The organism is Proteobacteria bacterium CG1_02_64_396 (genome assembly GCA_001872725.1).
Lineage (GTDB): Bacteria > Pseudomonadota > MNWR01 > CG1-02-64-396 > CG1-02-64-396 > CG1-02-64-396.
Map to the genome: position 1 here is coordinate 1 of MNWR01000062.1, position 14148 is coordinate 14148.

At 60.9% G+C, this 14148-nt stretch carries 11 protein-coding genes and 1 pseudogene; 3 read left to right on the forward strand and 9 right to left on the reverse strand.

The annotated features are described in order from the left end of the window. Positions 1-251: pseudogene (locus AUJ55_07190) on the forward strand (hypothetical protein). Between the two features lie 147 nt (positions 252-398). Here the strand turns inward: AUJ55_07190 and AUJ55_07195 are convergent. The 9 genes from AUJ55_07195 to AUJ55_07235 form a co-directional block, all read right to left on the reverse strand. Further along, positions 399-1721, reverse strand: coding sequence for a hypothetical protein (locus tag AUJ55_07195; GenBank protein ID OIO57056.1), 1323 nt, complete (start codon positions 1719-1721; stop codon positions 399-401). Then, the gene (locus tag AUJ55_07200; GenBank protein OIO57057.1) at positions 1712-1939 is read right to left on the reverse strand and encodes a hypothetical protein; all 228 of its coding nucleotides are present in this window, start codon (positions 1937-1939) and stop codon (positions 1712-1714) included. The genes AUJ55_07195 and AUJ55_07200 overlap by 10 nt, the downstream gene beginning before the upstream one ends. A gap of 42 nt (positions 1940-1981) precedes the next feature. Then, positions 1982-2479, reverse strand: a complete 498-nt coding sequence (locus tag AUJ55_07205) for a hypothetical protein (GenBank protein OIO57058.1) — start codon at positions 2477-2479, stop codon at positions 1982-1984. A gap of 46 nt (positions 2480-2525) precedes the next feature. Further along, on the reverse strand, positions 2526-3731 hold the full coding sequence (locus AUJ55_07210; GenBank protein ID OIO57059.1) for a hypothetical protein: 1206 nt from the start codon (positions 3729-3731) through the stop codon (positions 2526-2528). Positions 3732-3762: 31 nt separating this feature from the next. Continuing rightward, the gene (locus AUJ55_07215) at positions 3763-4641 is read right to left on the reverse strand and encodes a hypothetical protein (protein ID OIO57060.1); all 879 of its coding nucleotides are present in this window, start codon (positions 4639-4641) and stop codon (positions 3763-3765) included. A gap of 205 nt (positions 4642-4846) precedes the next feature. Further along, a complete protein-coding gene (locus AUJ55_07220; protein ID OIO57061.1) occupies positions 4847-6220 on the reverse strand; it encodes a hypothetical protein in 1374 nt (457 codons plus the stop codon). A 75-nt stretch (positions 6221-6295) separates the two neighbouring features. Continuing rightward, a complete protein-coding gene (locus AUJ55_07225) occupies positions 6296-7963 on the reverse strand; it encodes a hypothetical protein (protein OIO57062.1) in 1668 nt (555 codons plus the stop codon). 64 nt (positions 7964-8027) lie between these two features. Continuing rightward, positions 8028-9038: a hypothetical protein gene (locus AUJ55_07230; GenBank protein ID OIO57063.1), complete on the reverse strand. Its 1011-nt coding sequence runs from the start codon at positions 9036-9038 to the stop codon at positions 8028-8030. Between the two features lie 2 nt (positions 9039-9040). Continuing rightward, complete coding sequence (locus tag AUJ55_07235) at positions 9041-10582, reverse strand: hypothetical protein (protein ID OIO57064.1); 1542 nt, start codon at positions 10580-10582, stop codon at positions 9041-9043. Positions 10583-10849: 267 nt separating this feature from the next. Between AUJ55_07235 and AUJ55_07240 the strand changes: the two genes are divergently transcribed. After that, complete coding sequence (locus tag AUJ55_07240; protein OIO57065.1) at positions 10850-13636, forward strand: [protein-PII] uridylyltransferase; 2787 nt, start codon at positions 10850-10852, stop codon at positions 13634-13636. Next, positions 13633-14115 carry an EVE domain-containing protein gene (locus AUJ55_07245; protein ID OIO57066.1) on the forward strand — a complete coding sequence of 161 codons (483 nt, stop codon included), beginning with the start codon at positions 13633-13635 and terminating at the stop codon, positions 14113-14115. The genes AUJ55_07240 and AUJ55_07245 overlap by 4 nt, the downstream gene beginning before the upstream one ends. Positions 14116-14148 lie beyond the last annotated feature (33 nt).

The window sequence follows — 14148 nt, forward strand, 5'->3', positions numbered from 1 at the left end:
TGGAACAACAGATTCTCATCAGCATGGACGGACGGGGCCGGGCGCTGGACAACGTCTTCATCGAACGTTTGTGGCGCACGGTGAAGTACGAAGAGATCTACCTGTACGACCATGCCGATGGGGTGGCGCTGCACCAGGGGCTCGACCGCTACTTCCGGTTTTACAACACCGAGCGCCCCCACAGTGCCCTCGGCGGCAAGACCCCAGAACAGGTCCATCAAACCCACGGCGGAACCACCCACCGCCACTAACCGTTTACAAATTTTCGCCCCCAAACTGTCCAAGGAGTGGGGTCCACCCCACAGGGCGGCAAACGCACAAGCGGTCCGGTAAGGGGCGATCCAACAAAAAAGCCCGGCCAAGTGGCCGGGCTTTTTTGTTGGTGCCAAGAACCGGGATCAGAACTTGAAGACGCCGGTAATGTTGAGCTGGTGCATCTGATATCCGGAGTAGATGTCGTTCTTCTGCGGATCGGTCTGCTGCTGGTATTCGTACCCAACCGAGATCGAGTCGACCACACCGGTGCTCCAATCGAACCAGGAGGTGTCCTCCCAGACGAAACCACGATCCGGCTCACTCGGCGTTTCGGCGGTGAAACCCCAGGTGTAGTGGAGGCCAAACCGGATGGCGGTCAGGGCGCCTAACTTGTCGTCCCCGGTGTAGTACTGGGGCAGTCCCGTGGGGGTCACGGTCGTGGAATTGGCCGGAACCGACAACCCTTGTACCCAGAAATCGACCGCTTTTTGCGTCATGTAGCGCAAGCGGAATTCCATCATGTCGGACTCGCCCACCGGCTGGTACAGGTGGGAATCGACCGTATGACTGGTTAGCCCCCAATCGTCGGTGTAGTAGCGGTAGGCAACATGCAGCGCCGCATCCCAAGGCAGATGACGGGCCACCTGAATGGCGTAGGCATCGCGGGAGCGGGTACCAGGCATCTGCTCGAAACGCCACTGCTGGGTGTCGCTCCAAGTGTTGTTGAGCGGCTGATAAATGTTGTTCACCGCACTACCGGCGGTGGGGAACAGGTAAATCAGGTAATAGGGATCGGCCAAGTAACCGTTCATGTTGCGATGATTCCAGACCAACTGGGCGATGGTCTCATCGTCGATCACCTGGGTCAGGTCGACGGTGTACGAATCGTTGTTCCGCGCCCGGTTGCCCTTGCCCTTGTAGTAGCCGATGGAGGGGGTCCAGTAGTCGCGACCGATCACCGCCGATACGCCCAGTGTGGTGTTGTGCAGATTGAAATCCCAGGTTAGGCCGGCATTGACGGTGCGGGCCACATAGTCGAGCTCTTTGGAGTACGACACGCCGTAGGTGATGTCTCCGCCATCGCCGATGGGTCCTTGAAGACCATGGGTCAGCTGGATGGTCGGGTTGTACCTGACTTCGTCAGGACCCTCTTGCTCGCCGCCGCCCGAGGCACCCGAAAGGGTATCGATGCGGGTATTGGCAAAGCGGTCCACATGCCGCGAAGCGGCGGTGATGGCATCGATGGTTAAACCCAAATTCAGCGAGGAGGACTCGGCGTAGGGCTGAGTGATCGAGATCTTCGGGGTATAGATGTCGTTGCCGTGGTTGTCGGAGTAGATGAAGAAAGAGGCCTCTTCGAATCGCTCCCCTTCGGCCACCGCAGCCTGCGCCACGCCACTCATCGCCAGGACGGCGACACCTGCCAGCATCCAAGAGCGGGCAAAAGTCATCGGGATCAGTTGCATCCGCAGCCCCCTCCCTCTTCGCCGATACCGCCGGCGGCCCCTTCCCGGGATTCGAAGGTGTGATTTTCAAAGGCGCCCCGCTGGGGCGACTGACCAAATTGCATTTGGGGTTGCGCCAAAATTTCGCGCTCGTAGGGCATCACGCGAGTCAGCAGATCGCAGCCCGTCGCCCCTACCAAAACCCCGGCCAACACCAGAGTCGTTGGAATGATTCGCATCGCTTGCCGTGCCTCGTATGAAAATGAACCGTCGAAACTCGGTTATTGACCCAACAGACTGCCAACCTCTTGCCGCAACACATCGTCCTCGCCCTCGTGGTACCCCTCGTGAACGAAACGAACCACCCCCGCCTGATCGATCACCAAGGTCGTCGGCATCACCTTGACCCCGTACTCCTTGGCCATGGTGTGCTTGGGATCGGCAATCACCTGGAAGGAGACCCCGCCGACCTGCTCCAAGAACTTACGGGCCTTGTCGATGTTGGTGTCGTTGTTGATCGCCACCATCACCACACCCTTGGCGGTTAGCTCCCGATTGAGCTGGGAGAACACCGGGAACGACTCCTTACAAGGGCCGCACCAGGAGCCCCAGAAATCGAGGATCACCACCTTGCCCCTGAGGTTTTCGAGGTTGACCGAGGACTGGTCGATCCCGGGCAAATCGAAGGTGGGGGCGGTGTCGCCGGGGGAGATCGCCCAAGCGTTGGCAGCCACGGCGGCGGCCATTGCGATGCTGCCCAACACGGTTTTGATGTTCATGGGTGGCTCCCTTTATGTGATTGGATTCAAAGCGATCTTGATTGAATCAGTCGTCGTAACCGCCGCCGCTGGCACCAGTGGTGGCGTCGACCGGCTTCTGCTGCTTCTCGGCCCGTTCGATGTCGACGAAGTAACGCTCCCCGGTTCCCTGTTCGTACCAGCCCAACAATTGGATGGCGCCCCCGGGTTGCGGTGCGGTGAATCCGGCCATGGTGCCCAGCGCCGTCAACACCGGCGCTGCACCGGGATTGGGGGCGGTATAAGTGGCTACCGTGGTGCCTACCGCATCGAGGAGCTGCAACTGCACTGGTGAACTCACCACCGGATGGCTCCATGTCCCCGTCGTCATCGTCCAGCCCCATTTGGCACCATCCATCGTCCCATCCTCGGCATCGATCGCCAAACAGGTGGTGGCCGCCATGATGTGCATGCTGGGGTTCATCCCCGCAAAGGGATCGGTTACCGGTGTCAACGCAAACCCCTTGGCCCAGTTCGTGAAATTGACCATCCAGTTGTTGTAGCCAGCATCGGTTGCGGGATTCGCAAACGGGATCTGCATCCCCGCCGCATTGGTTGCGCTTTTCACCGCAGCAGCGCCGAACGCCCACACCGAGGCATTGTAATTACCCTGTCCCACCTCAACCGTGGGATAGAGCTCCTTGGGGCTGGCCTGCAAACGACCGTAGGCGTAGCGGGAGGCCAGGGTGGTCAGCGGGGTCAGGTAGACCGTCACATGGCCGCTGCCATCGGCCGAGCCGGGAGGCACCGCCGCCGTCAGACCTGAATAGAAGACATTGGCGTTGGTCTGAACATTGTAGCTGACCCCCTGCATGTGGTTGGCGGTCAGATCGACGGTGATCCCGGCATCGGTGTCGGTATAGGTCGCCGCAGTCACCCCGGTGCTCACCCCGTTCACGTTACCGGGCTCCAAGGTGCGCACCACCATGGGGCGTTGAACCGGCGAGGTCAGATTGATAGTGAAAGCGCCGTAGGGGTCGGTGAAGGCATGACCCGATTCGGTGGCCAGGGTCTGTCCGTCTTTGGCGTTGATCTCAAACACCTGAACCTTGGTCCCCTGCAGCGGGATCATCGCCCCCGCAGTCGTCGCCCCAACATAGACATGCCCGGTAATCTGGGTCGTCGCCGGACCAAACCAAGGGACCGCGCCATTGGTGATTTTGTTGTAGTTGCTCAGGCATCCAGCCAACAACAAGGAGGCACCTGCCACCACCACCCATTTGCTCAAGCGCATCGCGATCCTCGTTTTCTCGTCAGATTTCTGTTTACCAAACCACCGTCACCGGAGCCGAGTAGGCGATGATCGCCCCGACCGCATCTTTACCCACCACCGTGACGTCGTAGCTCGTACCGGTCGCGAAGGGGAAGGTCAACAGGGCGCCGCCAACCCCGCCCAAGAAGGTGGGAACAGTCACCCCAATGGCCCCTCCAGCGAACAAAGAACCCCGGTAATCGTAGATGTATGCGACAGGGGTGATCGTGCCGGTGGCCGTGAAGAAAAATTCAACCCGACTGGGGGCAAGCGTTGTGCTGGTATTGGCCACCGCAAAGAAATGCGTTGCAGCCGCACCCAGATTGTTGAGGGGAGGCGTCACGGTCAGGGTGGCGGTCGCCGTCCCCGGAATGGTCGGAAGAGCGCCCACGCCGCTGCGCACCAAATTGACGGTTTCGGTTTTGGCCAGCACCGCCCCTTGGGCGGGGGCAAAGTCGATGGTCTCGGGAACGTAGCCGGCGGTGTACACCACGCCGCCTGCGGTGGTGGTCGTGGTTGCGTTGCTGCCAATGTCGATTTGAGCACGTGCGATGGCGGTGTTGTAGGCGTAGGTCACCACCCCGCCCAGGGTCGTCGTGGCACTCGGCAGCCCCAGATGAGGCGCAACCACCGCAGCGCTCACTGCGGTGGCACTGTACGCGTCCATCGCCAACACCGTGGTGGTATAGGTGGTCGCAGCCACGGTGGTGGTGGTACCGGTGGTGGTACCAGTACTCACCCCCGAAGCGCTGGTCGTGCTGTCGTGATCCTTCCCATCATCATCGTCCCCTCCTTCGCTCCCCTCGCCCCCGATGGAGCATCCGGCCAGCAGGCCCACAGCCGCAGCCAACACCAAAGCCGAGAATTTGTGTGCGTTACGATGAGCGTTCATGGGTTCCTCCACGTTGAGGGGGCGAGCGCGGAAAAAATGCCGCAACTCACAGCGATTCAGCCCTACTGCCCTGTCGATGAACAAAACCCATGCCAACGTATTTTTTGGAACAACTGCCGACGATAAGTCGTTGATTCCACACCACCCATACGTGTCTTTACAGTACATCAGCGTGCCCTTGGTCACCCAGATGTGGGGTTTTTCATCATTCTTCCCCCGATTCGTACCGTTTGAGCTTGTTGATCAGGGTGGTGCGATCAATGCCCAACACCCGCGCCGTCTGGGATTGGTTTTCACCTGTCTGTTGATAGATGTGCAGGATGTACCGCTTTTCCAACTCGCGAAGCGGGATTGGCTCGGGGGGAAAGCCCAACCCTCCGTTCGGGGCGGCACCCCCCTCTTCGTCGTTCAATGTGCCGGCCACATGACCGGGAAGAAGGGTCCCCTTTCCCGCCAGCAATACCGCCCGATCCACCAGGTTTTTCAGCTCGCGGATGTTGCCGGGGTAATCAAGGGTTTCGAATTTGCGCATCGCCTGAGGATCGATGGCGGGAGGGTGACGCTGAAAACGCTCGGCCGCCTGGCGGACAAATTGTTCGACCAGGGCGGGGATGTCTTCGCGCCGCTCCCGCAAGGGGGGCACAAGAATGGGGAAGGTGCTCAAGCGGTAGTACAAATCGGCCCTGAAACGCCCCTCGGCCACCGCCGCCTCCAACGCCTGATTGGTGGCCGCCACCACCCGCGCCCGCACCGCAATCTCTTCATGGCTGCCAAGCGGCACCACCTTGCGCGATTCGAGCACCCGCAACAGTTTGGCCTGCAGGCCGGGATCCATCTCGCCGATCTCGTCGAGGAAGATCGTCCCCTTGCCCGCCGCCTCGAACTTGCCCATGCGGTCCTCGACCGCGCCGGTGAAGGCCCCCTTGCGGTGACCAAAGAGCTCCCCCTCCAACATCGATTCGGGAATCGCGGCACAGTTGACCGCAATAAAGGGGGCCTTGGACTGGGTGCCAAGATCGTGAATGGCGTGGGCGACCAATTCTTTGCCGACCCCCGATTCCCCCAAAATCAGCACCGAGACGTCGACCTCGGCGGCAATGGCGATCAGCTCCTGCACCTGCTTCATGGCCCTGGAGCCGCCGATCATGCCGGTCAGTTTGCGTAGCTCGGCCACCTCGTCCTTCAGGTGGACGTTTTCGTCCTTGAGTTGATGCCGTTCCAGCGCCCGCGCAACCAACGCCGACAGCTCGTCGGGGTCGAAGGGTTTGTTGACGTAGTCAAAGGCCCCCGCCTTAAGCGCCTCCACCGCCGAGCGGACCGAGCCGTGGGCGGTAATCATCAAGACCTCGGTTTCGGGCCAACGCTGCTTGAGGATGCTCAACGCCTCAAGACCGCTCATGCCGGGCAACATCAAATCGAGGATCACCAAATCGGCCTCCTCCTTGCCCAGGTACTCGATGGCCGCCTCGGCCTTGGTGAACAGCTTCACCGTCCGACCGTCGCCGGTCAGGGTCATGTCGATCAAACGCTGGATGTGGCGGTCGTCGTCGACCACCACGATGGGTCGGTTTTGGCTCATGGAATCTCCTTTTTATTGCCTGGAACGGGCCATGGGTGCCTTCGTTGGGCACCTTTTTGTTCAAACCGGACCGGGCTAGACCTCAATGGCTGGGGGGGTTGCGTCCTCGGGGGGGTGCGCGGGCAGGTGAACCTTGAACAGGCTCCCCTCCCCCTCGCGACTGCTCAACTCGATACGTGCGCCGTGGGCGTGGGCGATTTCGCGGATCAGATGCAGGCCAATGCCGGTTCCTTGCGGTTTGCCCTCTTTCGAGGCCCCCTGCTCGAAGCGGCGGAAGATCCGCTCCTGATCGAGCTCTGAGATCCCAGAACCGGTATCGCCGACCTCGACCACCGCCCCCCCCCCCTCCTCGGGGGCGACGTGAATCCAGACCTTGCCGGTTTCGGTGAACTTGACCGCATTGCCCGCCAGATTGATGAGCACCTGCTTAATGCGATCCCGGTCGGCCATGATGGAACAGGGGGCTCCATCGGCGGTAAGGATCAGCCCCTTGTCTTGGGCCTGGGGCATCAGTAGGGCGCCGACCTCGTGAACCAAAGGCAGAAGGTTCAGCGGGTTGAAGCGCCACTCCATCTTGCCCGCCTCGATGCGCGACAGATCGAGCAAATCGTTGATCATGAAGGTCAACCGCTCCCCCTCGGCGGCGATGATCCCCGCCGCGTCGCGCAGGTCGTCGCCCTGAATGCGCCGTTCGAGTAAACGGGCAAAACCGACGATGGAGGTCAGGGGGGTGCGCAGCTCGTGGCTGACATTGGTCAAGAAGTAGGTCTTGAGCTGATCGATCCGCTCCAGTTGCCGGGTCGCCTCGGCCAGATCGGCGTTGAGGTTGGCCAGGTTGGTGTTGCGCTCGGCGAGCTCCTCCTCCTTGATTTGAATGTGGGTCCACTGGCGCCGCATCGCCTTGGCCAAATCCCCCAATTCGTCGCTGCGCATCACCGGCAATTTGGCAATGGAGGGACCATCCCAATAGCGGGCGCAGTTGGTCACCAGACCGAGCGGTTTGAACACCCGCCAACGTAGGAAGAAGAGCAGCAGCCCAATGGTGAACAGGGCAAGGGCGGCGATCATCTCAATGGTCTGTTCGATCAAAGTCCGGGCATCCCGTAGCGCCCCCCGGGAATGCAGCACCGCGAGGTACCCGGCATCCCCCAGTTGATACCACAGCTTTTGATCCTCCCCCTCGCGCCCCCCCAAATCGATGCGGACCTCCCGGTCGGGAAGTTGGCGGTATTGCTCCGGCACCTGGTCGGGAAAAGGGGCGGTCGACCAGAGCAGGGCACCCTGGGCATCGAACATGGCCACTGGTGCGCCGAGGATTTGCCCCAGGTCCATCAATTTGCTGGCGTCGAGGGTTCGCTCAATGTGGTAGACCTTGGTGCTACCGTTGGCCAGGGGGACCTCGGTGATGCGGGTAATGCCGTCGGTGGAGGCAACATATCGCTGGCTACGCCCTTGCGATTGGTCGCTCAAGGCGACGTTCATCCCAAATTCGAGCCAGATTTTGCTCTCTTGCACCGATTGGGTGCGGGCCAACAGCAGCGCCGCCCGCCGGTCGAAGGACTCCTCTTCATCGATCCATTGGGTCAAGCCGTCCGAGAGGCTCGCCAAATGGGCGCGGTCCTCCTCATCGATGACCCCTTGGATCATCCAAGCCAAGACCAGCGCCGGAATCACCGCCACCACGGCGATGGCCCCCAAAACGGGGGCCACGATCTGGAGCGACACGCTGCGCATCACGGCCATTGGGTTCTACCCTTGAATGGAAAGGGGCCCGGAAAATCCGGGCCCCGTGAAGCCAACAAACCGCTCAATCGGGATCAAATCCGTACTTTTGCAGCTCTTCGAGCTCATGACGATCCTCGTCGTCCTCGTGGGCCTGCTCGGCATGATCACTGCTGTCGTGACTGCGCTCGAAGTGGCTATCGCCTCCTTGTTCGTGGTCGCCATGGTCGCCTTTCTTACCCTTGCCGGAGTCGCCACCGTCGTCATGGTGGTCCCCATGATCGCCGCCCCGGTCACCGCCCCGGTCTCCGCCTTCACCATCGTCGCCGTGGCCCCCTTCAAACTCGTCGTGCTCGTACCCTTCCCCGCCTTCACGAATCTCTCCGCCCTCGTCGCGACGATCCCGATCATGACCGATTTCGATCTCTTCACGGAATTGGTCGAACATCTCGGGCGACATCATGCGGGCTGCCAGAGGGGCATCGTGTTCCCCGACCATGGTGAATTCGTTGGCGCCGATCATCACGCTACTGGCCTCGTGCTCACCCTTTCCTCGAACCTCAAGACGACCGCTGAGCAAGCCGAAGGTCGAGACGTGGGTCCCTTGAACATCCTCCACCGACGAAAGGATGTCGGTACCGCGCACCCCGGCAACCGCGGTCGGGGTTTCGATCTCGTACTTGGCGTTGGGATCGCGCACCTTGTTCACGATGATCCGGGCCTGGCCGAGGATCAGGTTGAGGTGGGTATCGGTAACCTGACCGGTTTGATTGACCTGATAACGGGATAGATCGATCTCGGCCCGCTGCCCCACAAAGAGGATTGAGCGGTCGACCATCACCAGTTTCAGACGCGCCTTACGCCCGGTGCGGAAGCGATCGCCCGAAAAAACCGGCTCGTCGTCGCTGACCGTGGCCCACAAGGCGTTCTCGGGATGCTGAACCTCGACCTCACCCCGCACCAACTCCACCTTGCCCACCACGAGGGGGGCTGCCCATACGGCGCTGCCGATCCCGACCATCGCGATGGTCAGAAACAACCGTTTTAGCACTGCATTCATGACGATGTTCATCGCTTGATCCTCCCAGGCCTTCATGCTCAAAACCGAATCCGCAGGCCCAGTTCATACTGTTGGTTTGAGTAACTGCGTGTGCTTAAGGTGCTCACATTGCGCCGCCACTCCACATGGGCATAGACACTGCCCTGATTGATCCCCCACAGGTCGGTCACCAAGGGCCGTTCGACAGCAAGCTTGGCCCTCAATCGCCGGTCCTGCCGTTTGATCCCCGAATTGAGGGTGCTGGCGGTCAGGTACTGACGAAAACGTCCATCGAGGATCAGGCTCATATCGATCTCGGCCGGTAGGGGCATCGCCCCGAACCCATACAGGCTCCCCTCGTAGTAGCGTTCGGCCTTCAAACTACGGTGCCGGTAGGTGGCGCTACCCCCAAGCTCCCAAATCGCGGTGTCGTACTCCCCAGCGCTGCGGGCAAATAGGGCGGCATCGTAGGTATTAAACGAGCTGAAGGTGGAATAGATCTCACGGGTTAATGAACCACCCCAGACACCCCAGTCGACATCACGCCCGTAATCGATTTGATAGGCGTCGAGCAGCTTGGTCCCGCCGTAACGGAAGTGGTTGTACATCAAGCGGAAACTACTCGTTCCCAAATCCCAATCGAGATTCAAGGCGTGATCGTCGACCCGCTGGGCGGCGTGGTTGCGATACAACTCCTGGTAGAAGTTGTAGCCGATGCGCAGCCCCCCATCGGGGACCGGAATCATCCGACTGCTCGCGCCAAAGCGGGTAATCCACGAATACCCTTTGAGCAACACCACCCCAGGGACATCGTTGATCAGGGTGATGTTGTTGTTGTAACTCAGCCCTTCGGCCAAAGAGGCCCGCAGGGCCGGCCAGCGCTGGTCGACCGCCGTCTTGAAGCGCAAAGCACGGGCCAAGAAGGCATCGGGGTCAGCCAAGATCGCCTGCAGATTGCGCCGCACCTCAAGCTCATCACCGTCTCGCCAGGCCAAAAGAGCCAAGTGGTAATGGGCGCGGGCGATGTCGTAGTACTCGGCATAGGGGGAATCGAGCACGGCCTCCCAGATGTGGCGGGCATCGGCTTTATCACGGGTCTTGCCGTAATTGATGGCGAGCAAACCGGCAATCTCGATATCGTCGGGATGACGGTCCAAGTAGGCCCGAAGGAACCCATGGGTCTCCTCTAAACGGCCCAACCGTTCCATGGCCTCACACCACCATTGCAATCCTTCACGATCATCGGGATTCAAACCAAACGCCTGATCGAAGTAGTTCAACGCCTCTTCGGTCCGCCCCTCTTGATAGGCAATGATCCCCAAATAGCGGTTGGACTCGGCCACGTGGTCGCCCCGGGCGATCAACCCCTTGAACATCGGGATCGCCTCTTCAAATTCAATGAAGTGGTAGGCGTCGACCGCATCTTCAAAGGTGAAGGACTCGGGCAAAACCACCGGCTCCTGAGCCGTATTCGGAGCGCCCGTCCCCTCGGCGGCCACCCCGACGAGGGGGGCGCCGCCCAAGAGGGCGCTGAATAGCAAGATGGTTGTGGTTTTTTTCAACATGATTTGTTTCCAGTCCGACGGATGGGTGGCCTGCACTGCCCGACCACGAAGACTTAACCGCCACCTCCTGGTGACAAACACCCAAAAGCAAACCCCGTTCCAAGTCCGCGACATGGGCAAGCCTCCTAGAAAAACCGGTTCGGGGCGACCGTCGCCGCCTTCGAAAAAGGCCGTTATCATACCCGTCGCCAGCGCCAAACCGATACCTTCTCGGCAACGAATTCCCCTTGGTTAGCTGCCCATTCCACCCGCCCCCTTTTCGGTCGCCATTGGCTCGACCGTTCGGCCTCCCCAAGGATGCCCATGAAATCGCTGCGTTTTCGCAACACCATTTTCGACCGCGATGCCTTCGATGCCGCCCTGCGGACCCTTGAACACGCAACCGGCCCCAGCGAATCGGATCGCCTGACCGCCCGCACCCAGGTATTGAAACTGGCCCAATCGACCCTCAAAGCGGGCAAGGATGAGATCCGCCGCCGCCTGACCCAGGGGGCCAACGGGCGGGTCGGGGTTAAAGGGACTACCTGGCTGATCGACGGACTGGTCATCGCCCTGTTTCACCACATCGAGCGCACCTGTAACCCCGAGGGGGTCTGCGAGGCTGCCTCGCAGATGACCCTGGTGGCGACCGGCGGCTACGGACGGGCCGAGCTCAACCCGATGAGCGACATCGACCTGCTCTTCCTCGTCCCCGAGGCGATCACCCCGACCATCGAGCAGGTGGTGCAGGGGCTGCTGTATTTGCTGTGGGATTTGAAGCTCAAGGTAGGGCATGCAGTGCGGACCATCCCCGAGTGTCTGGTCGCGGCGCAGGAGGAGATCCAAACCTTCACCGCCCTGCTCGAAACCCGCTATCTCACCGGTCCCCAGCCCCTCTACGACCGTTTCTTCGCCACCTTTTCAGAGACGATCCACCCCGACGATTTCGCCTTTCCGCAGGCCAAAATAGAGGAGCGGATCGACCGCTTCCGCCGCTTCGACAAGGCGCTGTACATCAATGAACCCAACATCAAAGAGGGACCGGGAGGGCTGCGCGACATCCACACCGTGTGGTGGATCAGCAAATACATTCACCGGGTGCCATTGGTGAAGTTCCTGATTGGACGGGGGGTGTTCAGCGAAGAGGAGTACCGCACCTTCATCGAAAGCCGGGACTTTTTGTGGCAAGTGCGCTCGGCGCTGCATTTCGTCACCGGACGGGCCGAGGATCGCCTGAGTTTGCAGGTGCAGCCGCTGGTCGCCGAACTGCTTGGCTTTAAAAATTCGCCCCGGCAAAGCGCGGTCAGCCGCTTGATGCGCCGGTATTTCTTCCATATCACCCGCATTCACCATCTAACCGACGTCTTTATCGAATATTTCGAACAGCAGGCCCACCCCGACACCACCAACCGCGTGCTCGACAACCTCTTTTGCGTGGTGGGGCAGAGGGTCAATCTGCGCCAACCTGCCTTATGTCCCATCGAAGAACCGCTGTGGATCATGCAGGCGTTTCGCTGGATGCAGATCGAAATGCTCCCCCTACACGCCGATCTGCACCGCCAGATCATCGCAGCGCTCCCCTTCGTTGACCGCCGGGTGCAGCTCGATCCCGGTAACAACCGGCTATTTCTTGAGATTCTCAAGGGAGAACGCTGGGTCGCCCGCACCCTGCAAGCGATGAACCGGGCCCGTTTTCTGGGCCGCTTCATCCCTGAGTTCGCCCGCATCGTCTGCCTAACCCAACACGACGGCTACCACGCCTTCACGGTCGACGAACACACCATCCTGGCGGTGGAGCAGCTGCGCCACATCCGAATGGGGCAGCTGACCCAAGAATTGCCCTATTCCAGCCGGATCATGGCGGCCCTGGAGCGGCCCGAAATCCTCTATCTGGCGGTGCTCTTCCACGACATCGCCAAAGGCCGGGGGGGCGATCACTCGATCAAGGGGGCGGCCATCGCCCGCAAGGTTTGCCAGCGTATGGGGCTCGATAAAGAGGGGCGCGAGACGGTCGCCTGGCTGGTGCGCAACCATCTACTCATGGCCCACACCGCCCAGCGGCGCGACATCGACGACCCGCAAACGGTGGTGGAGCTGGCCCAGCAGGTGGAGCACCCGCAGCGGCTCAGTCTGCTGCTGCTGGTGACGGTGGCCGACATCCGCGCCGTCAGCCCCAAGGCTTGGACCTCCTGGAAGGCTCAGCTGCTGCGCAACCTCTACGACTTCACCAACGAGGCGCTTAATCGGGGGGTGGCCGATCTGCTCGACACCGAAAAACGGGCCGAAGACAAACGGCGTCTGGTTGCCGACGCGGCGGTGCAACGGGGATTTTTGCGCAGCCAGGTCAACCACTACCTCAAGCGCTTCACAGCCCCCTACATGTTGCATTACACCGCCAGCCGGATTGTCGAACACATGTCGTTTTTGCTGGGGCGCCTCGAAAAAGAGATCACGGTTCATTTCGTGCAGCGCGACCGGGAAGAGGTCACCGAGCTGTGGTGCTACAGCGCCGACTTCGCCGGGCTACTGGCCAAGCTTTGCCAGGTACTGGCCAGCCACGACATCTCGATCATCCAGGCCCATGTCCATACCTTGAAGACGGGGCACGCCTTCAACAGCATCGACGTGGTCGACGCCGCCACCGGCGGACCCATCGTGCGTTTGAACCGGCTCGATAAGGTACGCCGCGATCTTGAAGCGGCCTTGACCGGCAAAGAGGTCAAACTCCCCACCCCGACTCAAGGCATCAAAAAGGGGCAGGGCTCCCCCTTCAAGGTGCGCCAGCACATCACCCTCGATTTCGAAACGTCCGAAGAGCACACCCTGTGCGAGGTGCAGACCCACGACTTCCCAGGTCTGCTCTACACCATCACCCATGTCATCTCGGGGCTGGGACTGCAAATCACCACCGCCAAGATCGCCACCTACGGCGCCCGGGCCATCGACGTCTTTTACCTGCAAGAGGCGCAGTCCGGCCTGCCGATTCAATCCACAGCGCTTCAAGAGCAACTGGTGACTGAACTGAATCAAGCGCTCCTGGCTGCGGCCGAAATCGCCGGGGTGGGCGAGGCGATCATCCAGGCCAGCGAGGAGGAGGAATACCCCCAATGAGCCGCAACTATTGGTTATTCAAAAGCGAGCCCGACGCCTTTTCGCTGGACGACCTGCGCGTGATGGGGCACGAGCACTGGGACGGGGTGCGCAACTACCAAGCCTGCAACATGCTGCGCGACGACATTCACGAGGGGGACGGGGTTTTGTTCTACCACAGCCGCATCAAAGAACCGGCGGTGGTGGGGATCGCCCAGGTGGCCCGCAGCGGCTACCCCGACTTCACCGCCTGGAACCCCGAATCGAAATACTTCGATCCCCGCGCCAGCGCAGAAAAACCGGTGTGGTACATGGTCGACGTCGCCTTCGTGGCGCAATTGCCAACCCCGGTGACCCTAAACCAAATCAAGGGTCACCCCGCCCTGACCGACATGATGGTGGCCCGCAAGGGGAGCCGCTTGTCGGTTCAACCGGTTCGTCCCGAGGAGTGGCGGGCGGTGCTGGCGCTGGGGGGAATCGGGGTCGATCCACTGGGGTGAACCCCAAAAAACCGGCTCACGCGAAGCACGCGA

What these genes read in the sequence shown, in the direction of transcription:
- AUJ55_07230 (OIO57063.1), bottom strand. Translation starts at nt 9,038, where the DNA reads ATGAAGGCCTGGGAGGATCAAGCGATGAACATCGTCATGAATGCAGTG.
- AUJ55_07195 (OIO57056.1), bottom strand. Translation starts at nt 1,721, where the DNA reads ATGCAACTGATCCCGATGACTTTTGCCCGCTCTTGGATGCTGGCAGGT.
- AUJ55_07225 (OIO57062.1), bottom strand. Translation starts at nt 7,963, where the DNA reads ATGGCCGTGATGCGCAGCGTGTCGCTCCAGATCGTGGCCCCCGTTTTG.
- AUJ55_07210 (OIO57059.1), bottom strand. Translation starts at nt 3,731, where the DNA reads ATGCGCTTGAGCAAATGGGTGGTGGTGGCAGGTGCCTCCTTGTTGTTG.
- AUJ55_07200 (OIO57057.1), bottom strand. Translation starts at nt 1,939, where the DNA reads ATGCGAATCATTCCAACGACTCTGGTGTTGGCCGGGGTTTTGGTAGGG.
- AUJ55_07245 (OIO57066.1), top strand. Translation starts at nt 13,633, where the DNA reads ATGAGCCGCAACTATTGGTTATTCAAAAGCGAGCCCGACGCCTTTTCG.
- AUJ55_07215 (OIO57060.1), bottom strand. Translation starts at nt 4,641, where the DNA reads ATGAACGCTCATCGTAACGCACACAAATTCTCGGCTTTGGTGTTGGCT.
- AUJ55_07205 (OIO57058.1), bottom strand. Translation starts at nt 2,479, where the DNA reads ATGAACATCAAAACCGTGTTGGGCAGCATCGCAATGGCCGCCGCCGTG.
- AUJ55_07220 (OIO57061.1), bottom strand. Translation starts at nt 6,220, where the DNA reads ATGAGCCAAAACCGACCCATCGTGGTGGTCGACGACGACCGCCACATC.
- AUJ55_07240 (OIO57065.1), top strand. Translation starts at nt 10,850, where the DNA reads ATGAAATCGCTGCGTTTTCGCAACACCATTTTCGACCGCGATGCCTTC.